The 24,186-nt window shown below is 64.6% G+C and carries 22 protein-coding genes and 1 tRNA gene; 10 read left to right on the forward strand and 13 right to left on the reverse strand.

The window, feature by feature from the left end; all coding sequences use genetic code 11:
- The first annotated feature begins 377 nt into the window (after positions 1–377).
- The 3 genes from KAY22_RS02535 (at position 378) to KAY22_RS02545 (ending at position 3,703) form a co-directional block, all read left to right on the forward strand.
- Positions 378–1,001 carry a methyltransferase gene (locus KAY22_RS02535; RefSeq protein WP_296619607.1) on the forward strand — a complete coding sequence of 208 codons (624 nt, stop codon included), beginning with the start codon at positions 378–380 and terminating at the stop codon, positions 999–1,001.
- Positions 1,002–1,099: 98 nt separating this feature from the next.
- Complete coding sequence (rpoZ, locus tag KAY22_RS02540) at positions 1,100–1,441, forward strand: DNA-directed RNA polymerase subunit omega (RefSeq protein ID WP_296619609.1); 342 nt, start codon at positions 1,100–1,102, stop codon at positions 1,439–1,441.
- Positions 1,442–1,597: 156 nt separating this feature from the next.
- Positions 1,598–3,703, forward strand: a complete 2,106-nt coding sequence (locus KAY22_RS02545) for a bifunctional (p)ppGpp synthetase/guanosine-3',5'-bis(diphosphate) 3'-pyrophosphohydrolase (protein ID WP_296619612.1) — start codon at positions 1,598–1,600, stop codon at positions 3,701–3,703.
- Here the strand turns inward: KAY22_RS02545 and KAY22_RS02550 are convergent.
- From KAY22_RS02550 to KAY22_RS02560, 3 genes are all read right to left on the reverse strand, one after another.
- Positions 3,700–4,386 carry a TetR/AcrR family transcriptional regulator gene (locus KAY22_RS02550; protein WP_296619615.1) on the reverse strand — a complete coding sequence of 229 codons (687 nt, stop codon included), beginning with the start codon at positions 4,384–4,386 and terminating at the stop codon, positions 3,700–3,702. The genes KAY22_RS02545 and KAY22_RS02550 overlap by 4 nt on opposite strands.
- Positions 4,387–4,592: 206 nt before the next feature.
- Positions 4,593–6,347 (reverse strand): ABC transporter ATP-binding protein, encoded by a 1,755-nt coding sequence (locus KAY22_RS02555; protein ID WP_296619617.1) that lies wholly within the window; start codon positions 6,345–6,347, stop codon positions 4,593–4,595.
- A 54-nt stretch (positions 6,348–6,401) separates the two neighbouring features.
- On the reverse strand, positions 6,402–6,659 hold the full coding sequence (locus KAY22_RS02560; protein ID WP_296619620.1) for a hypothetical protein: 258 nt from the start codon (positions 6,657–6,659) through the stop codon (positions 6,402–6,404).
- 135 nt (positions 6,660–6,794) lie between these two features.
- On the opposite strand from KAY22_RS02560, the gene KAY22_RS02565 reads away from it, so the two are divergent.
- Complete coding sequence (locus KAY22_RS02565; protein WP_296619623.1) at positions 6,795–7,262, forward strand: Lrp/AsnC family transcriptional regulator; 468 nt, start codon at positions 6,795–6,797, stop codon at positions 7,260–7,262.
- A 3-nt stretch (positions 7,263–7,265) separates the two neighbouring features.
- Here KAY22_RS02565 and KAY22_RS02570 read toward each other — a convergent pair whose 3' ends face one another.
- Both KAY22_RS02570 and KAY22_RS02575 read right to left on the reverse strand, forming a co-directional pair.
- Positions 7,266–7,946, reverse strand: a complete 681-nt coding sequence (locus tag KAY22_RS02570) for a DUF2490 domain-containing protein (protein ID WP_296619624.1) — start codon at positions 7,944–7,946, stop codon at positions 7,266–7,268.
- Between the two features lie 52 nt (positions 7,947–7,998).
- On the reverse strand, positions 7,999–9,069 hold the full coding sequence (locus tag KAY22_RS02575) for an AraC family transcriptional regulator (protein WP_296619626.1): 1,071 nt from the start codon (positions 9,067–9,069) through the stop codon (positions 7,999–8,001).
- Positions 9,070–9,200: 131 nt separating this feature from the next.
- On the opposite strand from KAY22_RS02575, the gene KAY22_RS02580 reads away from it, so the two are divergent.
- Together KAY22_RS02580 and KAY22_RS02585 are read left to right on the forward strand one after the other, a co-directional pair.
- Positions 9,201–10,460: a sulfotransferase gene (locus tag KAY22_RS02580; protein WP_296619629.1), complete on the forward strand. Its 1,260-nt coding sequence runs from the start codon at positions 9,201–9,203 to the stop codon at positions 10,458–10,460.
- Positions 10,461–10,493: 33 nt separating this feature from the next.
- Positions 10,494–11,675 carry a DUF1214 domain-containing protein gene (locus tag KAY22_RS02585; protein WP_296619631.1) on the forward strand — a complete coding sequence of 394 codons (1,182 nt, stop codon included), beginning with the start codon at positions 10,494–10,496 and terminating at the stop codon, positions 11,673–11,675.
- Positions 11,676–11,712: 37 nt separating this feature from the next.
- Here KAY22_RS02585 and KAY22_RS02590 read toward each other — a convergent pair whose 3' ends face one another.
- Together KAY22_RS02590 and KAY22_RS02595 are read right to left on the reverse strand one after the other, a co-directional pair.
- Positions 11,713–13,167 carry an NAD(P)/FAD-dependent oxidoreductase gene (locus KAY22_RS02590; protein ID WP_296619633.1) on the reverse strand — a complete coding sequence of 485 codons (1,455 nt, stop codon included), beginning with the start codon at positions 13,165–13,167 and terminating at the stop codon, positions 11,713–11,715.
- A gap of 150 nt (positions 13,168–13,317) precedes the next feature.
- Positions 13,318–15,378 (reverse strand): S9 family peptidase, encoded by a 2,061-nt coding sequence (locus KAY22_RS02595; RefSeq protein WP_296619636.1) that lies wholly within the window; start codon positions 15,376–15,378, stop codon positions 13,318–13,320.
- Positions 15,379–15,621: 243 nt separating this feature from the next.
- On the opposite strand from KAY22_RS02595, the gene KAY22_RS02600 reads away from it, so the two are divergent.
- Complete coding sequence (locus tag KAY22_RS02600) at positions 15,622–17,442, forward strand: SPASM domain-containing protein (RefSeq protein WP_296619638.1); 1,821 nt, start codon at positions 15,622–15,624, stop codon at positions 17,440–17,442.
- Between the two features lie 22 nt (positions 17,443–17,464).
- Here KAY22_RS02600 and KAY22_RS02605 read toward each other — a convergent pair whose 3' ends face one another.
- The 3 genes from KAY22_RS02605 to KAY22_RS02615 all read right to left on the reverse strand — a co-directional run bounded on the left by KAY22_RS02605 (position 17,465) and on the right by KAY22_RS02615 (position 19,126).
- Positions 17,465–18,373, reverse strand: a complete 909-nt coding sequence (locus tag KAY22_RS02605) for a farnesyl diphosphate synthase (protein WP_296619640.1) — start codon at positions 18,371–18,373, stop codon at positions 17,465–17,467.
- Positions 18,351–18,578 carry a hypothetical protein gene (locus KAY22_RS02610; protein ID WP_296619643.1) on the reverse strand — a complete coding sequence of 76 codons (228 nt, stop codon included), beginning with the start codon at positions 18,576–18,578 and terminating at the stop codon, positions 18,351–18,353. The genes KAY22_RS02605 and KAY22_RS02610 overlap by 23 nt, the downstream gene beginning before the upstream one ends.
- Before the next feature lie 98 nt (positions 18,579–18,676).
- Entirely contained in the window at positions 18,677–19,126 is a 450-nt protein-coding gene (locus tag KAY22_RS02615; protein WP_296619646.1) for a DUF2141 domain-containing protein, read from the reverse strand.
- Positions 19,127–19,179: 53 nt separating this feature from the next.
- Here KAY22_RS02615 and crtY point away from each other — a divergent pair, with 53 nt between their 5' ends.
- From crtY to KAY22_RS02630, 3 genes are read left to right on the forward strand one after another with little or no spacing between them, the layout of a single operon-like run.
- Positions 19,180–20,325, forward strand: coding sequence for a lycopene beta-cyclase CrtY (gene crtY / locus KAY22_RS02620; RefSeq protein WP_296619648.1), 1,146 nt, complete (start codon positions 19,180–19,182; stop codon positions 20,323–20,325).
- The gene (locus tag KAY22_RS02625; RefSeq protein ID WP_296619651.1) at positions 20,322–21,788 is read left to right on the forward strand and encodes a phytoene desaturase; all 1,467 of its coding nucleotides are present in this window, start codon (positions 20,322–20,324) and stop codon (positions 21,786–21,788) included. Before crtY ends, KAY22_RS02625 begins: the two co-directional genes overlap by 4 nt.
- Complete coding sequence (locus KAY22_RS02630; RefSeq protein WP_296619652.1) at positions 21,785–22,684, forward strand: phytoene/squalene synthase family protein; 900 nt, start codon at positions 21,785–21,787, stop codon at positions 22,682–22,684. The genes KAY22_RS02625 and KAY22_RS02630 overlap by 4 nt, the downstream gene beginning before the upstream one ends.
- Here the strand turns inward: KAY22_RS02630 and KAY22_RS02635 are convergent.
- The 3 genes from KAY22_RS02635 to KAY22_RS02645 all read right to left on the reverse strand — a co-directional run bounded on the left by KAY22_RS02635 (position 22,667) and on the right by KAY22_RS02645 (position 24,137).
- Positions 22,667–23,413 carry a fatty acid desaturase gene (locus KAY22_RS02635; RefSeq protein ID WP_296619654.1) on the reverse strand — a complete coding sequence of 249 codons (747 nt, stop codon included), beginning with the start codon at positions 23,411–23,413 and terminating at the stop codon, positions 22,667–22,669. The genes KAY22_RS02630 and KAY22_RS02635 overlap by 18 nt on opposite strands.
- Positions 23,406–23,888 carry a sterol desaturase family protein gene (locus KAY22_RS02640; protein WP_296619656.1) on the reverse strand — a complete coding sequence of 161 codons (483 nt, stop codon included), beginning with the start codon at positions 23,886–23,888 and terminating at the stop codon, positions 23,406–23,408. The genes KAY22_RS02635 and KAY22_RS02640 overlap by 8 nt, the downstream gene beginning before the upstream one ends.
- 172 nt (positions 23,889–24,060) lie before the next feature.
- Positions 24,061–24,137: transfer RNA gene (locus KAY22_RS02645), tRNA-Met, on the reverse strand.
- Positions 24,138–24,186 lie beyond the last annotated feature (49 nt).

Consider the following 24,186-nt stretch of genomic DNA (forward strand, 5'->3'; position numbering starts at 1 on the left):
CCTTTCATCCCGCCGGTTTGCGTTGCGATGCAAAATGCAATCGTGGCGCTCAGCAACGGCGTGGAAACATCTTATGGCAGCAATAGCCGGAGATTCAAGGTTGCAGAAGTTGCAATCCATATGCCGAATTTCGCACTTGCGAGATTTCATGCCGCAGCGCAATAAGGACGGGCCTTTCAGGCATCCTCTCCTAAAACTTTCAGGCCGGCGCCCTTGGGCAGCCGGCCTTTTTTTTCATGCCCCGTCCGGCTCCTGCAACCCGCACCCGCTCTGAGGCGTCCTGTCGTTTCCGTCGCTAGCATAGCTTGCCATGCGCTGCGGCTTTTGCGACGGAAGCTGACAACGACAGATCCGATGGGACGAACATGGGTGATTTGATGGCTGAAAGAACGCTGGACGGCGGCGTGGCGTCCCGTTCCTCGCGAAGCACGGCCAGCCCCATGGCATTGTTCTTCCGGGAGTTTCTGCGCCACCCGGCGATGATCGGTTCGATCATCCCCTCGTCGCGCCGGACCATCGAAGCCATGCTGTCCGACGTGCGCTGGGACGAAACCAGGCTGTTCGTCGAATATGGCCCCGGCGTCGGCACCTTCTGCGACACGATCCTCGAACGGCTTTCGCCCGATGCCACGCTGCTGGTGATCGACACCAATCCCGTGTTCGTCGACTTTGTGCGCCGTCGCTATGCCGACAGCCGCTTCATTGCCGTCCACGGTTCTGCCGCAGACGTCCAGGACATCATCGCGACGCATGGTTTCGAAAGTGCGGATTACATCCTGTCGGGCCTGCCTTTTTCGACTCTTCCTGCCGGCGTGGGCGCGCGAATCGCCGAACAGACCTTCGCGGCACTGAGTCCCGGCGGCAGTTTTCTGATCTACCAATATTCGCCCAATGTCCTGCGACTGCTCGCGCCCCATTTCACGCGGGTGGACCGGTCGTTCGAATGGTTCAACATCCCGCCCTGCCACCTTCTCAAGGCGCGCAAGCCCGCCGAGCCCTGACGCACGACGCGGGCTGATCGGGCATTTTCCTTTACATTCGGCCTTGCCCCTGTTAGCCGCGCCCTCTTTCCGAAGTATGAGTCAGAACGGAGCGTTCTATGGCGCGCGTCACAGTCGAGGATTGCGTCGACAAGATTTCCAACCGGTTCGACCTGGTGCTGATGGCGGCCCAGCGCGCCCGTCAGATTTCTGGCGGCGCCGAACTGACGGTCGACCGCGACCGCGATAAGAACCCCGTCGTCGCGCTGCGCGAGATTGCCGAGCAGACGGTGACCCCGGCCGACCTGCACGAGGCCGTGGTTTCGTCCCTTCAGCGCGTCCGCGTCGACGACGACGACGCGCCGGACGAAATCGGCTCGCTGGCGGCTTCTGCCGAGGCGCTGCGCCTTACGGCCGCCGCCCCGCCGCGTAACCAGAACATCGGCGGCGATTACGACTGACCGTCGTAGCAACGACTGGAATGACACGACCCGCTTGCCCCACGGCAGGCGGGTCGTTTCCTTTCTGGTGCGATTGGACAGGCCGGCTGGCCTTGAGGCAAATAATCGGTCTTTTCGCAGTTGCATCATCGGCAATCGCACCCCAATCATGGATATGTGCTGAGACAATATGAACTAGTGGACCGGGTCCTGAGCTACGACCCGGATGCCGACGAGGCCCTGCTTAACCGCGCCTATGTCTTTTCGATGCAGGCGCACGGGAGCCAGAAGCGGGCCAGCGGCGATCCCTATTTCAGCCACCCGATCGAGGTGGCGGGCATATTGACCGATCTCCAGCTCGACGACGAGACGATTGCCACCGCAATCCTCCACGACACGATCGAGGACACCGTCGCTACACCGGAGCAGATCGAGAAAAGCTTCGGCCCCTCAGTCGCGCGGCTGGTCGACGGCGTGACCAAGCTGTCGAAGATCGAAGCCCAGACCGAGAATGAACGCGCCGCCGAGAATTTGCGCAAATTCCTTCTGGCGATGTCGAGCGACATCCGCGTGCTGCTGGTCAAGCTGGCCGACCGGCTGCACAATATGCGCACGCTCCACCATATCGCCTCGGAACAGAAGCGCCGGCGCATCGCGCGCGAGACGATGGACATCTATGCCCCGCTCGCCGAACGGATCGGCATGTACGAGTTCATGCGCGAGATGCAGACACTCGCCTTTCAGCAGCTCGAACCCGACGCTTATGACTCGATCACCAAGCGCCTGGAGCAGCTCAACGAAGGTGGCGGAGATCTGATCTCCCGGATCAGCTCGGGCCTCCGCCTGCAACTGGGCCGCGCCGGCATCCAGGCCGATATTCAGGGCCGCGAGAAGCACCCCTATTCGATTTGGCGAAAGATGGCAGAGCGCCACATCAGTTTCGAACAACTGTCGGACGTGATGGCGTTTCGCGTGATCGTGAAGGACGTGGAGGACTGCTACAAGACGCTGGGTGTGTTGCACCGCCGCTGGCCGATGGTCCCCGGCCGCTTCAAGGATTATATCTCGACCCCGAAGCGCAACGGTTATCGCTCGCTCCACACCTCTATCATCCATTCGGAAAAGATGCGGATCGAGGTGCAGATCCGCACCGAGGAGATGCACGCCGAGGCCGAGTTCGGCCTCGCCGCCCACTGGGCCTATAAGCAGGGCAAGCAGACCGACCCCAACGGGAATCACAGCTGGATCCGGGATCTGGTCGACATTCTCGAACATGCGGGCAATCCGGAAGAACTGCTCGAACACACCAAGATGGCGATGTACCAGGATCGCATCTTCGCCTTCAGCCCGACCGGCGAACTGATCCAGTTGCCCAAGGGATCGACCGCGATCGACTTTGCTTATGCCGTCCATACCGACGTCGGCGACACGACGGTGGGCGCCAAGGTGAACGGCCGCGTCGTTCCGCTGCGGACGCCGATCGAGAATGGCGACCAGGTGCAGATTCTGCGTTCCAAGGCGCAGGAGCCGCAGGTCGAATGGCTCGCCTTCGCCTACACGGGCAAGGCAAGGGCCTCGATCCGACGCTTCGTGCGCCAGAAGGAGCGCGACGAAACGATCGCGCTCGGCCGCAAATTCTACGAGGAGATCGTTCGGCGGCTGCCAGCGACGCTGGGCGCCGACGCGATGCACGACGCCCTAAAGCGGCTGAAACTGCCCGACGAGGACGCGCTGATGGAGGCCATCGCGCGCAAGCTGGTCGACGACGCCTCGGTGATGGACGCGCTCATGCCGGGAAGCGCCGAAAAAGCCGGCGTGAAACGGCGTGATCCGGTCCAGCGCGAGGCGATCTCGATGAAAGGCCTGACCCCCGGCGTCGCCTTCCAGCTCTCCAAATGTTGCAACCCGGTCCCAGGTGATCGCATCATCGGGGTGCGTCAGCCCGACCAGCCGGTGCAGGTCCACACCATCGACTGCCGCATCCTCGCCGAAAGCGACGAGTCCGGCTGGGTCGACCTCGCCTGGGGTGACGGATCGGACGGCGCGAGCGCGCGGCTGACCGTGATCGTGAAGAACGAGCCCGGCGCGCTGGGCGTGATGTCGGGCATTCTCGGCACCTATCACGCGAACATCGTCAACCTCAGCCTGTCGCATCGCGACGCGGCCTTCCACACCTATGACGTCACGGTCGAGGTGGACGACCTCCAGCATCTGATGAAGATCATCGCGGCGCTGCGGGCAGCCGATGCCGTGTCCTCGGCCGAAAGAACCCCGTCGGGCTAAACGGCCGCGTTCTGCCGCTCTGTCGCAAGCGGGAAAGCACCCCGGACGAAGATGTGCACACGAAAGCGGGTCTGCCGCTCCAGATCGTCATCCAGCAGGCCGATGCCCATGGCCGCCGTGCGCGCGGGACCGCCGACGACGAGGTTGAGGAACGCCGCCGCCGCTTCCTCTGCTTCGTCCGGGTCTGTCCCGCTTCCGCTCGAGCGCCGCCGGAACAGATCGGCCAGATAGCCGATCGTCCGCTGCGTCACCCGCTGATAGGCGTATCGGCCGATGTCGGGCAGGTGATAGGATTCACAATTCACCAGCCGCATCAGTCGCAGCCCGCGCGAGCCGAGCAGGTTGGAAACCAGCAGCCGGGCAATGTCCTGCAGACAGCACTCCACATCGTCGCACTCGATCGCCCAAAAGGCCTCGGGCGGCACCGCCCAATCGTCGATCGCTCGCTCGAGCGCCGCCTTGAACAGGCCTTCCTTGTCCCGATAACGGGCATAGACAGTCCGCTTCGCCATGCCGACGGCGGCCGCTATCCCCTCGATCGTCGTGCGCTCGAAGCCTTGGTCGAGAAACAGCGCCAGCGCCTGATCGAGCAATTCGGCATTTCGCGCGTCGATCTCGTCGCGGCGCGGCCGCCCGGGCCCCGGACGACGTTGCTGCGATGGCTGGCAGCGATTATCGAGCATGGCGCGCCAAATTCGCTGAAGCGGGCGGGAAGAAGGTTGGCGATACGGCCTGTACCGCCGGGGTCCGAACAGCAGCGTTGGCGGCAGGCCAGATCATGCGCGTCCCTTGTGGCGCCATCGACACACCCTCCCCTCCGCGCCCCGCCTGTCCGCTGGGCCAGCACGGAAAGGCTGCGCGCAATCACCCGCCGTTACAAGCCGTAAGCTCAGCGTTCGATCGTCAGTCGGCCATTCTCGATCCGCAGGATGCGGTCCGCGCGATCGAGCAGCCAGCCGCCATGGCTGATCGACAGGATGGTCATGCGCCCGTGCAGCGCGGCGATGGCGTCGGCGATGGCGGCCTGATTGTCGCCATCGAGCGCACTCGTCGCTTCGTCGAGCAGCAGCAGTGCCGGCCGATCGAGCAGCGCGCGCGCCAGTGCCAGCCGCTGGCGCTCCCCGCCCGACAGACGGACGCCATCGTCACCGATGGCGGTATCGAGCCCGGCGGGCAGACTGTGGACGAACTGGGCGGAAGCCGCATCGAGCGCTGCCCGTAATTCGGCTTCGCTGGCACCTGGCACCGCAGCGAGCAGATTTTCGCGAACCGTCGCGTTGAACAGCATCGCATGCTGGTCGACATAGGCGACCGAGCGGCGCCAGGCGATCCGGTCCCCGCCCGACAGGATCCGCCCGTCCACCTCCACATGCCCCTCATCGGGCGCAAGCAGCCCCGTCACGAGATCGGCAAAGGTGCTCTTGCCGCTTCCTGAGGGGCCTACCAGCGCCGTCGTGGTGCGCGCCTCGATCCGGCAGTCGATGCGCTCCAGCGCCGGTCGATCGCGCCCCGGATAGCATAGCGTGACCCCGGACAGACGGATATCCCGGACCAGCGCGATCCGCGGCATATCCGGCGCTGCGACGGGCTCGGCGGCGGCGTCGATCTGCACGATCAGGCGCTGCACGGCCTCGACGGTGGGTGCTGCGTGAACCCAGATGTTCCAGCTGTCCTGGGCCCCGCCGATCATCGGACCAATGCGGACGATCGCGACCAGCAGCGGCAGGAGCATGCCGATCGGCAGGCCTATCAGCGCATAACCGAAGGCGACGAGACCGACTGCCACGAACGCCGTCACCAGCTGCGCTGCGCCGCCGATCAGAGCGACATCGCGTCCATGGCCGATCTGAACGTCGCGCAGCCGCTGCACCGCCGCGCCAAGCTCGGCTTCGGCCGCCGGCTGGCGGTGGAGCAACCGGTTCAGGCGCAGCTGGGTCACCCCCTCCTGGCCGAGACGGTGGACATGGTTCGACAGCGGGGTGACCTGCTGCGCCAGCCGCGCGACGCGGCCGCGCTGCTGGCGAAAAATGGCGGCGATCAACCCGCCCGACAGGATCGCGGCCAGCGCGGTCTGCCAGGAGATGACGAGCGCGACACCGAGATTGATACCGATCGACACCAGCAGGCCGAGAACGCGGATCGCCGCGTAGAGACCGGCATTGATGCGCCCGAGCTGGGTCGACATGGCGGCGACGTGATCGGCGCCGCGCTGCTGTGACAACCAGCGCCATTCCGCCCGTCCCAGCGCTCCGAAAATCCGCATCCGAAGCCCGTCTACGACGTCCTGTTCGAGCCGCCGGCGCTGTACGTTGAGGGCCAGGTTGATGGCGACACGCAGCATGACGAGCAGGAAACCGAGACCGAGCGCCAGCATCGCAAACTGCGTCTTCGAGAGGCCCAGAATGTCCAGATAGTGCGCGGCGCGCCCATCCCCCGCTTCCAGCGACAGCAGCAACGGCACCATGATCAGCAGCCCGATGCCTTCGGTCAGGCTGGAAAGGATCGACAGGCCGACGACCGATCCGATGCCCCGATGCCCCCGCAGCAACGCGCGCAGCGTCGTCAGCGCATCGGGAGAGGTGGCGGGATCGGGCGGAACATCCATGATCCGTCCATAGGCAGAGGCGGCGGGTTCATCCAGCACCCTCGACATCCGCAGCCGGTTATCGTGGGCCGCCCCTGCCGCGGCGCGCTGTGGTCAGAGCGGACCGGCGGCCCTGACGCCAGGAATCTCGCGCATCTGCGCCAGCAGACCTGCGTCCAACTCGACACCGCCGGCCATTTCCATCGTCACGGTCATCGTGCGACCGTCGCGCAGGAGATCCATTTTCTGCGGAAGGCTGTCACGCGCGACGAGCAGATCGAGCAGCCTGCCGGTCACGCCGAGATCGGCCTCGGCCTCAAGTGAGATACGGGACCGCAGCGCGGCGGGGGAGGTGCGGGTGGCGAGGCTCATGGCGATTCCAGTGGGTGTTTCGACAGGAGGTCTTCTAGACGATCCGGCCGGGAAAATTCGTGCTGATTGACGGAGCACCCTGTCTATCCGAAAAAATCATTCCTCATATATGCTCATATTGAGTATGATTTTGCGATGAAGCTCGACAGCTACGAACGCAAGATTCTCGCCCTTCTGCAGGAGGACTGCTCGCTCTCGGCGGCAGAGATTGCCGAACGGGTGGGCCTGTCGACCACACCTTGCTGGCGGCGCATCCAGCGGCTGCGCGAGAGCGGCGTGATCGCGCGTCAGGTGGCGCTGTTGGATCGCCGGAAGATCGGTCTCAACGCGCAGATCTTCGCCCAGGTGAAGCTCAACGCGCACGGCCGGCAGCATCTCGACGAGTTCACCGCCGCGATCCGGGAATTTCCGGAAGTGCTCGAAGCCTTCGTATTGATGGGACCGGTCGACTTCCTGCTGCGCATCGTCGCCGCCGACATCGACGCCTATGAACGCTTCTTCTTCGACAAGCTCAGCCGGCTGCAGGGCGTACAGGAGATCAACTCGATCGCTGCCCTCTCCGAAATCAAGTCGACGACGGCGCTGCCGCTGCCGCCCGCCTGATCCTTACAAGCGCGCGAACAGCGAGAAGGACAGGACGTGGTTCATCCGGCGACGCCCGCCGGTCTGATTGACCAGCTGGTTCAGATAGCCGAGCTCGATCGTCGTCTTGCCGGCCACCGGAATCTCGGCGCCGATGAAGCTGCGCAGCTGGTCGAAGCCGGATCGTGCGCCCCAGTCAGTATCGTTGAACGCAAGGAAGCCCTCCGCATAGCCCAACGCCGCGAGGCCATTGCTTGCCACCGGCACCTCCAGCCGGACCATTTCGCGCAGCCGGTGCCCGACATCGTCGCCATCCGCACGCCAGCGCTGCTCGAGCCGGGTGCGGGTGGAGAACTCCCCACCCCAAGGCTTGCCCATGACCCAGCTCAGCTGCTGAAAGCTGCGATGCTCGCGCAGATCACGGGCCCCCTCGCGCTTGGTGATTACCCGCGCATAGCCCTGATAGAGCGTCATCGTCGGCGACAGCTTCACGCCGATCGCCGGGCGCAGCAGCAACTGGTCGAGCCGGCTGACGCCGTCGCCGAAGCGGGGCTGGACCTCGGCAAAATAGACGACCTTGCCCGTGAGGGTTCCCATGACCGTCAAATTCACCCAGGCCTGCTCGTCCTGCGTCGTGCTCGAAAAGGCAGGCTGGGCTGCCGAGATCAGGCACAGGCCGGCAAGAAGGGCGCGAGAAATCTTCATCAGGGGAATGCTCTGCTGGGGACGGGGAAGCCTGTCCTTGCCACAGCCGCTGTTACGAAATGGTTTCCCCTGTCCGACCTAATGTCTCTCCATCATCGCGCCGGACGCGACGATAGGCGGCAGGCGAGACTCCCGTCCAGCGCCGGAATGCCTCCCGAAAACTACCCGTATCGCGAAAGCCGGCACGCAGCGCGATATCGTCGATCGAACGCCCACTGACCGCCAGCGCCTCGGTCGCGAGGCCGCGCTGCGCCTCCTCGCGCAAGGAGCGGATCGATTGACCGCTATCCGCCAGATGCCGCCGGAGGCTACTCTGGCTGCGGCCCGTCAGGGACGCGAGTTGCTCCAGTGTCGGTAACCGACCGTCGCGAGCAAGAGCGATGGAATAGAGCGTCCGCACCCGGTCGGTCAGCGCAAGGCTGTCGGGCGACGCTGCGAGAAAGTCGAACGGGAAATCGACCAGCAGCCGGTCGAGATCGTCCGGCGTCCGCACGATAGGCATCGTCAGCATATGCGCGGGGAAGGAGATGCGGTTGACCGGACAGCCGAAGGCCAGTTCGCCCGAGAAGAAGTCGGACACCGCCTCGGCGGCGTAGCGCTCGTCATAGGCGAGGCCGACCGAAAAGACATGCTCTCCGGTTCCGAGCATCCAGCCGTACAGGCGGCAGAACATTGACATGCCGGCAAGGTCGGACAGGAAGCTGCTGAGGTTCGTACGCCGACGCAGCGTGTCGACCAGGACATGCACCGTCCCTTCTCCACGCTGCAGCCGGATGGTCGAGATTTTCTCCAGCCGCGTACGGAAAAAAATGGCCTGGCGCTCGATTACCTGTTCCAGCGTCCGGCAGGTGATGAGGCAGTGACACATCAGCCGGAACTCATCCGGGTGCATCTGCGGCTTGCGGTCCAGCCGGCTCGAATGCCAGCCGATCGTGACGATCGCCTCGCGATAGATGGCGACCAGCTGACGCCGCTCGATCGCTGCTACCCGTCCATTTTCCAGATCGGCCGGCAGGAAGCTCGCTCCCGCCTTGCGCAGCACGTCCGTTGGCTCGCCCCCGATGCGCGATATCTTCTGCAAGAGTTTGAGCAATTCGGCCACTGACCTGCCACTGTCGACCATAGCCGCTCCCGAACAAAAACCCTCGTCTTTATGAAGAGATATCCTGTCCAGTTCCGTCCATCTACCGGCCTATCGTCAGGGCAGGACAAAAGACGCGCGCATGGATCGCGCCGGCCGATCGGAGGATGAGGATGAGCGAGAAGGACGGGTCGCCAATCTCCAGCTGGGCACCGCCGCCCCGTCCCGAATGGCTGTCGCAATTTCTTGCCGAAACCTCCGCCTGGGACGCGGAAACCGTCGCCCCGCTTGATGCAAAGGAGTTGATCGCCACCGCCAGCGCCCGCACGGGCCTCAGCGATTTCGGCAGCGACGACTGGCGCGAACCGCTCGAGATCATGGTCAGGGCGATCAATGAGGAGGCTGAACTCCACCTGTTCGGCCGGCTGTGGACCCGGCAGGAGCTGCTGCACTTCCTCGAGGTCCGGCTGCAGGTCGAAGACGCCTATCGCCAGCATCCCGAGATCGAGGACGAGGTGATCGATAAGCCCGTCTTCGTCACCGGCCTGCCGCGATCGGGCACCTCGATCCTGTTTGAGTTGCTGGCACAGGACAGGCAGTTCCTCGCCCCCGCCAACTGGGAGTTCGTCCTCCCCTGCCCGCCGCCCGAGGCGGCCACCTATCGCACAGATCCGCGGGTCCCGCGCGCGCACGACATGATCACGCAGATGGGTCGGGTCGCGCCGACCTATCAGGCGATGCACGAGATGGGCGCGTGGATCCCGAACGAATGCGGGGTCGCGTTCCGGCTGACCTTCCGCTCTCAGCATCTCGCCGCCGCCTTCCAGGTGCCGACCTATGTGACCTGGCTGTTCGGTGCCGACCAGACGCCGGTCTATGCCTATTATCGCCGGCTGCTGAAGCTGCTGCAGTGGCGCAATCCGCGCGACCACTGGCTGCTCAAGGCCCCCGAGCATCAGAGCTTTTTGCCGACCCTTTTCGACGTCTTCCCCGACGCCCGCGTGATCGTCACGCATCGGGACCCGGTCAAGGCACAGGGTTCGGTCACCAATCTGCTCGGCACCATCTACTGGATGCGTAGCGACAAGGCGTTCGACGCGCGCGCCTTTGAGGAGTTGCTGACGCCCGAAGGCACCGCCGCGCGGCTGGAACAGATGATCGACTGGATCGAGCAAGGGACGATCCCGGCGGACCAGATCGTCCATTCCCACTATGCCGATCTGATCGACGCGCCCGTCGATGCGCTCGAAAAGCTCTACGCGAAGATCGGCTTCCCTTTCACCGACCAGGCGCGCTCGGCGGTCGCCGACTATCTCGCGCATAAGCCCAAGGGGAAGTTCGGCGCGCACGCCTATCAGGTCGATCAGCAGGATCGGACCCGGCAGCTGTTCCACCGCTACCAAAGCTATTTCGACGTCCCCAGCGAAGCCTGAACCGAACCACGCCCGTCACGAAAGGATCAGCCGATGACCACGGACCATGACCTGCTGCTGCGCGATGCGTGGAACGATTTCTGCGACTCGTTGAAACGCGCGGGTGAGATCAGCTTCCGTGAGACCGCCTCGTCCAATCCCGTCGATCGTGCGGCCGCGATCCGACTGCTGTCGCGCAACATCGGCCTCGCTTTGGCCTTCGAGCTGGAGAACAAGGACCCGCTCCACCCGGAGATCATGCATTATTTCGATCCGATGCGGAAACAGGGCGGGGACAATACCGACGCGCTCTATGTCGGCGCGCCGATCAACGGGACCGACACCTATCGGGTCAGCGGCAAACGCGGCAACGCCCGCTATTTCAGCGTCACCGTGGTCGAGCGCGGCGCCACCCCCTGGGGCGGGGCGGTGCCCTCGGTCCTGTTCGGGGACGACCTGGACGTCGATGCGGACGGAAATTTCGAGCTGTGGGTCGGGCCCGACGAGCGCCCGGGTAACTGGATCAGGACCACGCCCGACACCTTCCGCCTGACCTTCCGCCAGTTCTTTGCCGACTGGGAGGGTGAGAAGCCCATGGAGGCACGCATCGACCGGATCACCGGCGACGGCGCCCCGCCGCAGCTGACCCCGGAGACGGTCGCGGAGGGACTGGCGGCGGCGGCGCACTGGCTGCACTGGTCGGTAACCTATTGGGCGGACATGATCGACAAGTGGAAGGTCCAGCCCAATCGCTTCCTTTCCTACCGCCAGCTCGACGACAATAAGATCGACGCGACGCCGGGCGGCGAGCCGCTGATCTGCTACTGGATACTGCCCGAGGACGAGGTGCTGATCATCCGCGTCCGCCCGCCCGAAGCGCGCTACTGGGCGGTCGAGTTCGGCAATTACTGGTGGGAGACGATGGACTATCGCTACCGCCTCGCCAACACCAACTGCCATTATGCCGCGCTGGAGGAGGATGGCGAGTTGATCGTCGTCGTCAGTCATGACGATCCGGGCGTGCCCAACTGGCTGGACCCGTCAGGCCATAGCGAGGGCTATGTCACCTATCGCTGGATGATCGCCGACCATTATCCGGTTCCGACCTGTCAGCAGGTCAAGCGCAGCGCGCTGTTCGATCATCTGCCCGCCGGCATGAAGCAAATCGGGCCGGAAGAGCGGCGCGAGCAGCTGGCCGGCCGCCGCCGGGGTATCGTCCAGCGCTTCAAATGGTAGATGGGGCGCCTGCCAAGGCCGGCGCCCCGAAAACCGGTCAGGCCCAGACATATTCCTCGCGCTTCGGTGCGCTCATCGCCTCGGCGAAGGCGTCGTAGCTCCACGGCCAGGTCAGCGGGACGCCGTTCTTGTCGAGATACCAGCTGGTGCAGCCCGAGCCGAAGATGGTGTTGCGGGCGGCATCGGCCCGGCGGCGGTCATAGTCGGCATGGGCCTCGCGCGTCGGCGCAACCGCCCTGGCCTGCCCCTCGACGATCGGCGCGAACAACTGCGCGATATAGCCCCATTGCTGCTCGGCGATGTCGATCAGCGAGAAATTGCCGACGGGGCCGGTCGGGCCGTTGAGCATGAAGAAATTGGGGAAGCCCGGCAGCGTCACCGCATAATGGGCGGTCGGCCGCTCGCGCCACAGTTCGTCGAGATCGGCACCATCTTCGCCCAGCACCACGGTTGGCCGGATGAAGCGGTCGGCGCGGAAGCCGGTGGCCATGACGATCACATCGAGCGGGTGCTCGGTGCCGTCCTGCATGCGGATGCCGGTCGCGGTGATCCGGTCGATCTTTCCGGTCTCGATCTCGACCGCAGGCCGCTGCGCCGCCTCATAATAGTTCCACGAATAAATCAGGCGCTTGCACGCGGCGCGGTAATTGGGGCGCAGCTTCTCTCGCAGCACAGGATCATGGACATTGTTCTCGAGATTCTGGCGGCAAAGATCCTCGATCTCGCGCATCGCTTCGGAATCGGGGTCGACCAGCCCCTTGTTGAAGCGGCGCACACCGTTCCAATAGTCGTCGCCATAGCGGATCGCATCGATCTTGGAGAGGTCGCTGCGGAAGGCGGCGCGGTCCTCGTCGCTATAGGGAAATTGCTGAACGGGCATGATCCACTGCGGCGAGCGCTGAAAATGGACGAGCTTGGCCGCGCGGGTCGACAGCGCCGTGACGATCTGGACACCGGTCGAGCCATTGCCAATGACGCCGATCCGCTGCCCGTCGAGCGCTACGCTGTCGTCCCAGCGCGCGGAATGGAACAGCGCGCCCTGGAAATCCTCCATGCCCTCGATCTCGGGCATGTTGACATGGTGCAACACACCCGAGGCCGCGATCACGATGTCGGCCGCGTCGGTGCTGCCATCGGCCAGCCGCAGCTGCCAGCGGCCATCACGCCAGATGCATTCGGTCACCTCGCGCTCGAGCTGGATCAGGTCGCGCACGCCGAAATCGTCGATCACCTTCTCGAAATAACCCTTTATCTCGGGGCCGGGGGCGTAGAAGGCGCTCCAGTCGGCATGCGGCGCGAAGCTGTAGGTGTAGCAATGCGCCGGCACGTCGCAGGTGAGGCCGGGGTAGCGGTTCTCCCGCCAGGTGCCACCGATCGTCGCGCCCTTTTCATAGACGGTGACGTCCTTTTGCCCCTGTTCCTTCAGCTTGATGGCCGCGAGGATGCCCGACATCCCCGCACCGATGACCACGAACCGCAACGCCTTTGCCATGTCGACCCCGTCCTTTTCTCTCATGGGGTCGGACCGGCCCGAAGCCGGGACGCGCGCCGATCCTCTCCCCTATATGCGCTGGGCATAACGAGGAGCGCGGGGCCGGGCATCGTCCGCTTCGACTAGGCCGAACGGCCTATGCCCCGAAGGTCAGGGTGCAGTCGTGCCCCTGGCGCCCGTGCGATAACGGTCGAACCAGGCGATGATCGCCGCCGCCTTGGCCGCCGACTGCGACGGTCGCGCAGCGATTCCGCCGTGACTCGCCCCCGGAATCTTTACCAGCGCAGTCGGTACGCCCTGGATCTGGAGCGCGGCATAATATTGCTCGGACTCGCTGACCGGGGTCCGATAATCCTCGCTGCCGACCACCACCAGCGTCGGAGTCTTCACATTGCCGACCAGACTGAGCGGCGAGCGGTTCCAATAGCCCATCGGATCTTCCCACGGCAGCTTGGGGAACCAGTAGCGCGACGTGAACAGCGTGTTGTCCATCGTCAGCGCCTCGCTGACCCAGTTGATAACCGGCTTCTGCGTCGCGGCGCCGCGGAAGCGATCGGTCTTGCCGACGATCCAGCTGGTCAGGACGCCGCCGCCCGATCCGCCCGTGACGAAGAGATTGTCGGGATCGGCGACGCCGGCCGCGATCGCAGCGTCGACCGCCGCCATCAGGTCGCCATAGTCGTCGCCCGGATATTTATGGTGGATCAGCTGGGCGAACTGCTCGCCATAGGAGGTCGACCCGCGCGGGTTGGTGTAGAGCACCGCATAGCCGGCTGCGGCGTACAGCTGGTCGTCGGTCGAGAAATGCGGCCCATAGGCGGTGTGCGGCCCCCCGTGGATTTCGAGGACCAGCGGCATCTTCTGCCCTGCCTGATAGCCGGGCGGCGTCACCAGCCAGGCCGGCACCTCGCGACCATCGGGTGCCTTGACCGCTAGCTCGCGGACCTGCCCCAGGCTCTTGTGCGCCAGGAAATCGTCGTTGAGCGCCGTCAGCCGGCGTGCCTTGCCCCCGCTTGCCACCGACAGATCCGCCGGTCGCAGCGCCGACCCGCTGGTGAAGGCGATGACGCCATTGCGCGATACGGTGAAGTCGCCGCCGCTGTAGGGGCGATCGAACGCCGTGCCGGTCAGTCCCGTCGCCAGTTCGGTCACCTTGCCGTCGAGCGTGATCCGCGCAACCCGGTTCACGCCGCGCTCGTCATATTGCGCAAAAAGCGACCGGCCGTCGGCGGCCCATTCGACCCGGTCGATGCTGCGATCGAGCCCGGCGGTGATTGCCCGCACGCCGCTGCCGTCGCGGTTCATCACATAGAGCAGCGTGTTCTGATAGGACAGGCGGCGGTCGTCATAGCCGAGATAGGCAACCCTGGAGCCATCGGGCGACACCACCGGCGCGATGTCCGGACCGCGCCGGTCGGTCAGCGCGCGGATCGCGCCACTGCCCAGATCGAGCGCATAGATTTCGGGATCGAACACCTCGCGCTGCCAGTCGGGCTTGCGCACCGCGCTGAACAGCAGCGACCGGCCATCGGGCGACCACGACAGCGGCCCGCCATGCTGATAGTCGCCGCTCGTCAGCTGGCGCGACGGGCCGCCGTCCGCCGCGACGAGGAAGACATGGTCATAGCCCGGTTCGACATAGCCGCCGCCGTCGCTGCGATAGTCGATCCGGTCGATCACCTCGAGCGGCTTGGCCCATTCGGCGCCCTCGGGTTTGTCGGGCGCCTTGCCCAGCTTCATCGGCTCGCCCGGCACGCGCATGATATAGGCGATGCTCTTGCCATCGGGCGACCATGTGATCGCGCTGGGGCTGTCGGGGAGGCCCGTAACGCGGACGGTCGCATCTTCGGCGATCCAGCGGACGAACAGCTGGGCATTGCCCTTCGCATCGGCCGCGACATAGGCCAGCCGCCGCCCGTCGGGCGACCAGCGCGGCTGGCTTGCCCCCTCGACCAGGGGCCGCTGTCGACCGCTGGCGACGTCGACGAGCCAGATCGAACCCTTCTGACGATCGGTCATGATGTCGCCCTGCCGCCGCACATAGGCGACGCTGCGGCCGTCGGGGCTGATCTGCGGATCGGCCGCGACCTGCAGCGCGAAGATATCCCGCCCCTCGAAGCGCGAGACCGTGCTCGCAGCATCCTGGGCCAGAACCGGCGTGGCGAAGATGGAGGCACCCGCGAACAGGGCGAGCAGCGACGTCTTGATCATGGCATCCCTCGAAATAGACAGACCGCCAGCGTCGCGCGTTTCCGGAGCCGACTCAAGGCTTTGTGGGGAGCGTCCTGTCAGGTGTTCACCAAAGGCATTTGAATAGCCGCGCTGGATGGGCGCGGGTGGAATGGTCACCAATCGCATCCATTTTGGCGCATTATGTCAGGCAGCAAGCTCCAATTTTACATCTCGTTAACCCTGTTTTCCTAGCGACCATAGGGAGGATCAGCGAGGTAACCCATGGATAATCCCGGCGATATCGACTTGGTCTTGGATCATGGGTTCGAAGAAGCGGGCTGTCCTGAAAGCCGAAGCGATCCTTTCACCTCCGCACGCCTTTCCGATTTCGCCCTGCTGCCGCTGGACAATGATCAAGACCGGGCCCTGCTTGTCGACGTACTCGTCGAGACACTCGAAGAGCTCGATCTGAATCTTTCAAACCCCGATGCCATCGGAACAGTCCTCGACCTCACCCCGCGCATCGCCGGTATCGCGCTCGACATCCTTCGCCAGGCCAACGGCCTGACCGCTCAGGACGATCTGGCCCAATTGGGCGATTCTCTCGTGCTGCTGTCAGCCGCCCTTCTGGCTGCTCGGGGTTGTCGCGAGGACGCGGATTTTCTGCTGGTTCGCGCCGCCTATCTCCGGCCTAATCAGGCATTCGGCAATGCCGCCGCTCAGCTGCGCTACTTGATGCTGCCGCACGAGACGGCCGTCGTCGAACTGCTTCTGGCGCAAATCCTCGACGGCCTCGACCATCCCGAAATCTGGGCCGCGATGCCGGCGATTGTCGGGTGCTTCCCTTCACTTTCGGCGCAGATCGAACGCCTCACCGCCAACGAGCTCAACTTCTACACGGAGATGTGGAGCGTCGTGTACGCGGTCTGCATCGCCGCTGAAGGACGCCTGGCGGACGGCCTGCGGACGCTGGAACCGATCGCCGTCGCGCACAGCCAGTCGACCTTGGTTCAGGGCGCCTATTTCCACCTGAAATCGCTCGCGCATCCCGATGATCCGAAGTTCGACCTGTCGAACCGCTTCTGCTCGGTGCCTTTCGATACGCTCGACGTGCTCGACGGGAAAAGCCATCTCTGCTGCGCCAGCTGGTTGCCGGAATCGGTCGGTGATCTCGCTGAGCAACCGTGGCAGGATGTCTGGAATTCGGACACGGCGCAGGCGATCCGGAACAGCATCCATGACGGCAGCTATCGTTATTGCAACAAGACGGCGTGTCCGCTGATCGCGGGGGGCAAGCTGCCGACAAAAGCTCAGGCGTCTGCCACCTCACCGGTAGCGCAGGCGATCCTTGATCGCACGCAGACACTGCTGCCAAGCAGCCCGCGCCGCGTGAACCTCGCCTATGACATGACCTGCAACCTGTCCTGCCCCAGTTGCCGCACCGGTATCATCGCCGCCGGCCCCAATCGCCGGGCGCGCTTCGACAAGCTGCAGGACGAGGCCGTTCTGCCGATGCTGAAGCACAGCGAACTGGTATTCGTCACCGGCTCGGGTGACCCATTTGCGAGCAAAAATTTCCGGAACCTCCTCCATCGGCTGGACGCGGAGACCTATCCGAACCTGCGCTTCCTGATTATGACCAACGCGATGCTGCTGACGCCGCGCGAGTGGAAGCGCTTTCCCACCCTTCACGGGCGCGTTGCCCATCTTCGCATCAGCCTCGATGCCGCGAGCGGACCGGTGCACGAAAGCATCCGTCGCGGTGCCCGGTGGGAGGTCATGGAGCGCAACCTGTCCTTCGCGGCCGAGTTGCGGGCGGCGGAGGCGGTGCAGGCGCTGGAGTTCGTCTTTACGGTGCAGACCGAGAATTTCCGCGAGATGCCCGACTTCGTCGATCTCGGCATCCGCTACGGAGCAGACCATGTCGGCTTTTCGCGCCTGACCAACTGGGGCACCTTCACCGCAGCAGACTATGCCGATCGCGCCGTGTTCATGCCGACGCATCCGCAACATGCGGCGTTCCGCGACGTCCTTCGCGATCCCCGCCTACGTCATCCTACGGTTGTGCTGAACGATCTCGCAGAATTCTCTAGCGGGCTCTGAGGCACAGGACTGCGCGGCAGTATCACCGATCGCGATGGATGCTGAAATGCGCGATCGAGCGGAGCAGATCGGCTGCGGGACCGAAGGGGGAAAGGCTGTTCACAGCCCGGTCGATCAGACCGCTCGCATAGTTGCGCGCGCTCTCGCGGCCGAGCATGCGCACCAAAGTCTGCTTGCCTTGCTCGTCATCCTTGCGAAGACGTTTGCCCACGGCCTGTTCATCGCCTTCGACGTCGAGCAGATCGTCGGCGATCTGGAAGGCCAGGCTGACGCATTGGGCATAATGCGATAGCGCCACGCGCTGGCCGGCATCGGCCGCACCGAGCGCCGCGCCAGCACCGACGCACCAGCCGATCATCGCGCCGGTCTTCAACTGCTGCAACTGAACAACAGCGTCCATGTCGAGCGTGGCATCGATGGCAGCCATGTCCATCATCTGGCCGCTGGCCATGCCCGACGCGCCGGCCGAAGAGGCGAGCGTCGAGATCAGTTCGGCCCGCACCAGCGCATCGGCATGGGTTTCCGGCCGAGCGAGGAGTTCGAAGGCCAGCGCCAGCAAAGCGTCGCCTGCCAATACAGCGGTGGCCTCGTCGAACCGCTTGTGCAGCGTCGCCCGGCCGCGGCGCAGATCGTCATCGTCCATGCAGGGCAGGTCGTCATGAACCAGCGAATGGACATGGACGCACTCGACCGCGACGCCGGCGAGCAGCGCGTTTTGCGGCGCGACATCGAACAGTCTGGCCGAAGCGACAACCAGCAATGGCCGCATCCGCTTGCCGCCACCGATCGCCGCATAGCGCATCGCTTCGTAGAGCCGTTCGCTCGCGCCGGGCGGTGTCGCCAATATGTCGGCGAACACCGCGTCGACCGAATCCGATACCTGCCGCATCGCAGTCGGCAGATCCTGGTCAGTCAACATCTCGATCGTCATGCAACGGCCTCCCCTTCAACAGCATCGACTCCGCCCGCGCATCCATCTCGCCGATCGAGGGCCTGTATCTCCCGGCGAGCGCGGACAGGGCCGTGTCGACGCCGTCCTCCGCCGTCGATGCGGCTTCGGACGATGCGACGATGCAGCATCCTTCGAGACTTTGGAAGCAGATCGCGTCGTCGATCGCGACGAACGGAATGGGCACCCTATCCGGGGCGCCCTATCGCCTCGTACCGAGACATTGCACGAGCAATTCTCGCACACAGGCTTCCCGTTCGGCGACCTAAGGTACAGCTGTCCGGGTCACATCAGATAGCGGACCTTCACCGTCTCGGCATTCTGCCCGGCCTTCACGTCTATGCGCGCTGCGTCGAACCGGGGCGGGCCGAATCCGATCTTGGGGTTTCGCGAGAAGCCGAAACCTTCGCGGGGTATTGCCATTGTCTTGTCGAGCCGCGCATTCGCATTCTCATCGTGAAAGAGCGATATGGCGTAAGGCCCGGGTTGGAGCGCCGTTAGAGTGAAGCAATGGTCCGGCGCGGCACCGATCGGCATATCCCGGCGAACCGACGCCCCTGCCTTGCAATCGGGAAAGGCCGCTGCCTCGCGTGCCAGGCATAGGCGGAGCATGCCCCGCGTGCTACGCAACCCCTCCAGACACAGCCGAAGCTCGGCAGTGGCGGCATGGCCGGGTTCTGCGCCTAAGGTCACCGCGACGATAAGGGCCGCCCATTGATACCCGCGCTTCGCCATCACCAAGCCCATCCTTCGATTTGCCCACGCCGTGAAGCGGCACGGTACGCGGCATGAAGCGGCGTGTCCTGCTTCTGGGCGGCGGTCTCGCCGGAGGGCTTAGCGCACTTGCCCTCCATGCGAGAAGGCAGGATGTCGAGCCTATCCTCGTGGAACGCGGCGATCGCTTCGGCGGCAATCATATCTGGTCCTTCTTCGATCAGGACGTGGAGGCCGGCCATCGCTGGCTCGTCGATGCGGTCGGCCCGACGCGCTGGCCCTCGCACCGAATCGCCTTCCCGGCGCGGAGGCGGCATATCGGCCTGGGCTATAACAGCCTCCGATCGCCCGATCTCCACGACGCTCTGCTCCGGACCCTGCCGGCATCATCCTTGCGGCTGGGCCGCGAAGCGGTCGAAGTGACGCCGGAGGGCGTGCGCCTGTCCGATGGCGAGACGATCACTGCCGACGCGGTCGTCGACGCGCGCGGCGGGGGGCCGATCGAGGGGCTAGATCTGGGCTGGCAGAAATTCGTCGGGCGTCATCTGCGCTTCGCCGTGCCCCACGGGGTCGCCGAGCCGATGATCATGGACGCCGAGGTCGACCAGGCCGATGGCTATCGCTTCGTCTATCTCCTCCCCTTCAGCGCCACCGAGTTGCTTGTCGAGGACACCTATTACAGCCTCGATCCGGCGCTGGACGTGGGTCTGTTGCGGCAGCGGATCAACGCCTATGTCGACGATCGCATCGGCCGGAGGTTCGAGACGGTAGGCGAAGAAACCGGGGTCCTGCCGATCGTGCTCGGTGGCCGGCTCGACGCGCTATGGCCGGACGACTACCCATTTGGACGGATTGGGATGCGCGGCGGCTTCTTCCATCCTACCACCGGCTATTCGGTGCCGGATGCGGTGGCCAATGCCATGCTGCTGACCGAGGCATCCGACATGACGACGTCGGGGCTCCGCCGGCTCCTCCACGACCGTGCAAAACGCCTCTGGCGCGAACGCGGCTTCTACAGGATGTTGAACCGCATGCTCTTCCACGCCGCCCCACCCAGACAGCGCTACCGTGTGCTCGAGCATTTCTATCACCTGCCCGAGGCGAGCGTGGCCCGCTTCTACGCGACGCGCCTGACCGCGCTCGACAAGCTGCGCACCCTCAGCGGGAAGCCGCCGGTCGGTATTTTCGCCGCGCTCTCGGCGATCGCAGGCCGCGCATGAAGAAGGCGGCGGTCATCGGTTCGGGCTTCGGCGGCCTGGCGCTTGCGATCCGGCTGCAGTCGGCAGGGATCGCGACCACCATCTACGAAGCGCGCGACCGGCCCGGCGGGCGGGCCTATTATTGGGAAAAGGACGGCCATGTCTTCGATGCCGGGCCGACCGTCATCACCGATCCCGACTGCCTGCAGCAGCTATGGGCGCTGAGCGGCGCGGATATGGCGGCGGATGTCGATCTCGTGCCGGTAAGGCCCTTCTACCGCCTGTCCTGGCCCGATGGGACGACCTTCGACTATGATAATGACGACGCGTCGCTCGAGCGCCAGATTGCCGCGCTCGATCCTGCAGACGTGGCCGGCTATCGCCGCTTCCTCGACTATTCGGCCGGCGTGTTCGAAGAGGGCTATCGCAAGCTCGGCACGGTCGCGTTCCTCGACTTCGCCTCGATGCTCAAGGCCGCGCCGCAACTGGCGCGCTACCAGGCCTGGCGATCGGTCTATTCGATGGTGTCGAGCTTCATCCGCAACGAGAAACTGCGCGAGGCCTTCTCGTTCCACACCTTGCTGGTCGGCGGCAACCCGATGACGACCAGCGCCATCTATGCGCTGATCCACAAGCTGGAAAAGGATGGCGGGGTGTGGTTCGCCAAGGGCGGTACCAACGCGCTCATCCGCGGCATGGTGCGCTATTTCGAGCGGCTCGGAGGAACGCTGCGCCTCGATGACCCGGTCGTGCGCATCGGTACCAGCGAAGGCCAGGTGCGCACCGTCGCCACCCGCTCGGGCCATAGTGCAGTCTATGACGCGGTCGCATCCAATGCGGACGTCGTTTCGACCTACGGGTTGCTCGGCGACGAACGCAAGCAGCGCAAGCTGAAGGCCAAGCGCTTCTCGCCATCGTTGTTCGTGGTCCATTTCGGAACGACGGGCGACTGGCCCGATGTCCCGCACCATTCGATCGTGTTCGGGCCCCGTTATCGCGGGCTGCTCGACGATATCTACAAGGGTGGCGGCCTCGCACCCGATCCGTCGCTCTATCTGCATCATCCGACCGCGACCGATCCGTCGATGGCGCCGAACGGTCATTCGACCTTCTACGTCCTCGCTCCGGTGCCGCATCTGGGCAAGGCGAATGTCGACTGGGAGGTCGAAGGGCCGCGCTATCGCGATCAGGTTCTGTCGATCCTTGAGCAGCGCTTCATGCCCGGCTTGCGCGACCGGATCACGACGATGTTCCATTACACGCCGTTCGACTTCCGCGACGATCTCGCCGCGCATCTCGGCTCGGCCTTCAGCCTGGAGCCGGTGCTGACGCAAAGCGCCTGGTTCCGCGTGCATAATCGCGATCCCGATATCGGCAGCCTGTATTTCGTGGGGGCCGGCACCCATCCGGGAGCGGGCATTCCCGGGGTGGTGGGAAGCGCGAAGGCCACGGCGGCCCTGATGATCGAAGACCTAGCCGGGTGAGCGGAGAGGTGCCACCGGCGGTGCTGCAGGATAGAAGCGAACTGGTCGACTGGGCCGGGTCGACGATCCGGCTCGGCTCGCGCTCCTTCTATATGGCCAGCCAGCTGTTCGACCGCGCCACGCGCGAGCGGGCCTGGCTGCTCTATGCCTGGTGCCGGCACTGTGACGATGTCTGCGACGGTCAGGAACTGGGCGGTCCGCTGAGCGCCAGTGATGCCAGCGTTATCGAAGAGCTGCGCCGCGAGACGCATCGCGCGCTGGCAGACGGCATCTCGGGTGCCCCTCCCTATCGCGCCCTCGCCGCGGTCGCCGCCGAACGGCGCATTCCGGTGCGTTACATCGACGACCATCTGGAGGGATTTGCGCTCGACTGCGCGGGATGGACGCCCGAAAGCGAAGCCGATCTGCTGCGCTATTGCTATCATGTCGCCGGCACAGTCGGCTGCATGATGGCGGTCGTGATGGGCGTCGATCCCGAGGACGACGCAACGCTCGACACCGCCTGTGCGCTCGGTCTGTCTTTCCAGCTCGGCAATATCGCCCGCGATGTCGCCGAGGATCATGCAGGCGGCCGCTGCTATCTGCCAAGGGCGTGGATGGAGGAGTTCGGGGTCGATCCCGCCGATCCGATGAATCCGTCGCGTCGTGATGCATTGGTGGCGCTGGTCGGCCGGATCGTCGACCTGTCGCTGCTCTACGAGGAGCGGGCGATGGCGGGGATCGCCCGCCTCGATTTCCGGTCGCGCTGGGCGATCCACAGCGCCCGGTCGATCTATGGCGGCATTGGTCGGGAAGTTGCAGCCCGCGGCGCTCAGGCCTGGGACGAGCGGGTCGTCATATCGACCCCACGCAAGCTGGCGATCGTCGCCCGATCGCTGCTACACGCGGCCGCCTGAACCGAGAGCGGCCTCGGCCTTGGCCCTCCGCCGCGCCGCCGGCAGGCCCCACCAGGGGACATGCGGCCAGCGGTGATGCTCATGGTGATAGCCGAAATGATAGCAGCTGAGAAGCGAGGCCCAGACAGGCACATCGGCGCTCCGCGCACGATGTCGGTCAACGAAATCGTCACCGGCACAATGCGGCAGATAGGTGCCGAAGAAGAACAGCTGCATCGACGACAGGATCGACGGCAGCGCCCAGAACAGCAGCAGGTTTTCGTAACGGGCGCCGAGCAGGAACAGATAGACGGCGATCATCGCCGACATCATCGCGAGCTCACGCAGACCGAAATATTGGCGGAAGAAGGCACCGTACCAGCGGAACACATCGCGCGGCGCGGGCGCATGGAAATCGGGATCCTCGGCCGTCCCGGCGTGGCGATGGTGCGCCATATGCTTGGGCAACAGCCGGTCGAACGAAAAGCCCGCATAGACGAACAGGCACAGCCGGCCGATCGCCCGGCTCAACCCTGGGCGTCCCGGTGCCAGCGAACCGTGCATGGCGTCATGCGCGACGATGAACAGACCGACGCTCAACCAGCAGAGCAGCAGGATAAGCGATGATGTCAGCCACAGCGGCGTGCGATCGATTTCGATCAGGAAGACTGACCAGATATGCAGCGCCGCCCAGGTCCCGAGCACGAGTCCGGCGAGCAGCAAACCGCGCGATCGTGGAAGATCATCCACGGCGGTGTTGCCGGTTATGGCGCAGCCGGGCGGCAAGCACCTTGAGCGGCGGCGCATAGAGAAAGCCGAAGGAGACGGCTCCGTCGCGCCCCTGCGTGGCATGGTGAAGATGATGCGACCGCACGAGATGGCGGAAAAAGCCATTCATCCGATCGAACCGCAGCGGCAGTCGACGGTGGACGAGGCCATCGTGCAATATCGCGTAGAGAGCACCGTACAGCGTCATGCCGATCCCGACCCAATAGCCAGCGCTATCGACCGGTTCCAACATCAGCAGCGCGACGCTGATCAGCGCGAAGAACAGCCCGTAAAGGTCGTTCCACTCCAACCAGCCTTTTGACCGGACATGATGCGACTTGTGAAGGATCCAGCCTGGCCCGTGCATGACGTAGCGATGGACGCCCCAGGCGACGAGCTCCATCGCCCCTGCGATCAGCAGCGCCAGACAGGCTCCCTGCCACAGCGAGAGGCTCATGCGCGGGCCGTCCTTGTGTCGTCGAAAATCATTATCATGCGGGGAGCATAGCCGAATTGATCGGCTCGCGCAGGTGTCATTGCGGGAATAGAGACAGGTCGGAACGCCTGAGGGACTGGCCTCGGACGCACAAAAAACCCGCCGGCGAATGCCTGGCGGGTTTTTGTAGTTTTGGTTGCGGGGGCAGGATTTGAACCTGCGGCCTTCAGGTTATGAGCCTGACGAGCTACCGGGCTGCTCCACCCCGCGCCAATGAGGTATCAGGGATTCAGGTTATGGCCTGAGGCCTGAGGGCATT

It is taken from the genome of Rhizorhabdus sp. (genome assembly GCF_018006725.1).
In the GTDB taxonomy this organism is placed as follows: Bacteria; Pseudomonadota; Alphaproteobacteria; order Sphingomonadales; family Sphingomonadaceae; genus Rhizorhabdus.

Coding starts and splice junctions, on each gene's coding strand:
- rpoZ (WP_296619609.1), top strand. CDS start 1,100: ATGGCGCGCGTCACAGTCGAGGATTGCGTCGACAAGATTTCCAACCGG.
- KAY22_RS02580 (WP_296619629.1), top strand. CDS start 9,201: ATGAGCGAGAAGGACGGGTCGCCAATCTCCAGCTGGGCACCGCCGCCC.
- KAY22_RS02640 (WP_296619656.1), bottom strand. CDS start 23,888: ATGAGCCTCTCGCTGTGGCAGGGAGCCTGTCTGGCGCTGCTGATCGCA.
- KAY22_RS02600 (WP_296619638.1), top strand. CDS start 15,622: ATGGATAATCCCGGCGATATCGACTTGGTCTTGGATCATGGGTTCGAA.
- KAY22_RS02605 (WP_296619640.1), bottom strand. CDS start 18,373: ATGACGATCGAGATGTTGACTGACCAGGATCTGCCGACTGCGATGCGG.
- KAY22_RS02535 (WP_296619607.1), top strand. CDS start 378: ATGGCTGAAAGAACGCTGGACGGCGGCGTGGCGTCCCGTTCCTCGCGA.
- KAY22_RS02570 (WP_296619624.1), bottom strand. CDS start 7,946: ATGAAGATTTCTCGCGCCCTTCTTGCCGGCCTGTGCCTGATCTCGGCA.
- KAY22_RS02560 (WP_296619620.1), bottom strand. CDS start 6,659: ATGAGCCTCGCCACCCGCACCTCCCCCGCCGCGCTGCGGTCCCGTATC.
- KAY22_RS02550 (WP_296619615.1), bottom strand. CDS start 4,386: ATGCTCGATAATCGCTGCCAGCCATCGCAGCAACGTCGTCCGGGGCCC.
- crtY (WP_296619648.1), top strand. CDS start 19,180: ATGAAGCGGCGTGTCCTGCTTCTGGGCGGCGGTCTCGCCGGAGGGCTT.
- KAY22_RS02595 (WP_296619636.1), bottom strand. CDS start 15,378: ATGATCAAGACGTCGCTGCTCGCCCTGTTCGCGGGTGCCTCCATCTTC.
- KAY22_RS02590 (WP_296619633.1), bottom strand. CDS start 13,167: ATGGCAAAGGCGTTGCGGTTCGTGGTCATCGGTGCGGGGATGTCGGGC.
- KAY22_RS02625 (WP_296619651.1), top strand. CDS start 20,322: ATGAAGAAGGCGGCGGTCATCGGTTCGGGCTTCGGCGGCCTGGCGCTT.
- KAY22_RS02565 (WP_296619623.1), top strand. CDS start 6,795: ATGAAGCTCGACAGCTACGAACGCAAGATTCTCGCCCTTCTGCAGGAG.
- KAY22_RS02585 (WP_296619631.1), top strand. CDS start 10,494: ATGACCACGGACCATGACCTGCTGCTGCGCGATGCGTGGAACGATTTC.
- KAY22_RS02615 (WP_296619646.1), bottom strand. CDS start 19,126: ATGGCGAAGCGCGGGTATCAATGGGCGGCCCTTATCGTCGCGGTGACC.
- KAY22_RS02575 (WP_296619626.1), bottom strand. CDS start 9,069: ATGGTCGACAGTGGCAGGTCAGTGGCCGAATTGCTCAAACTCTTGCAG.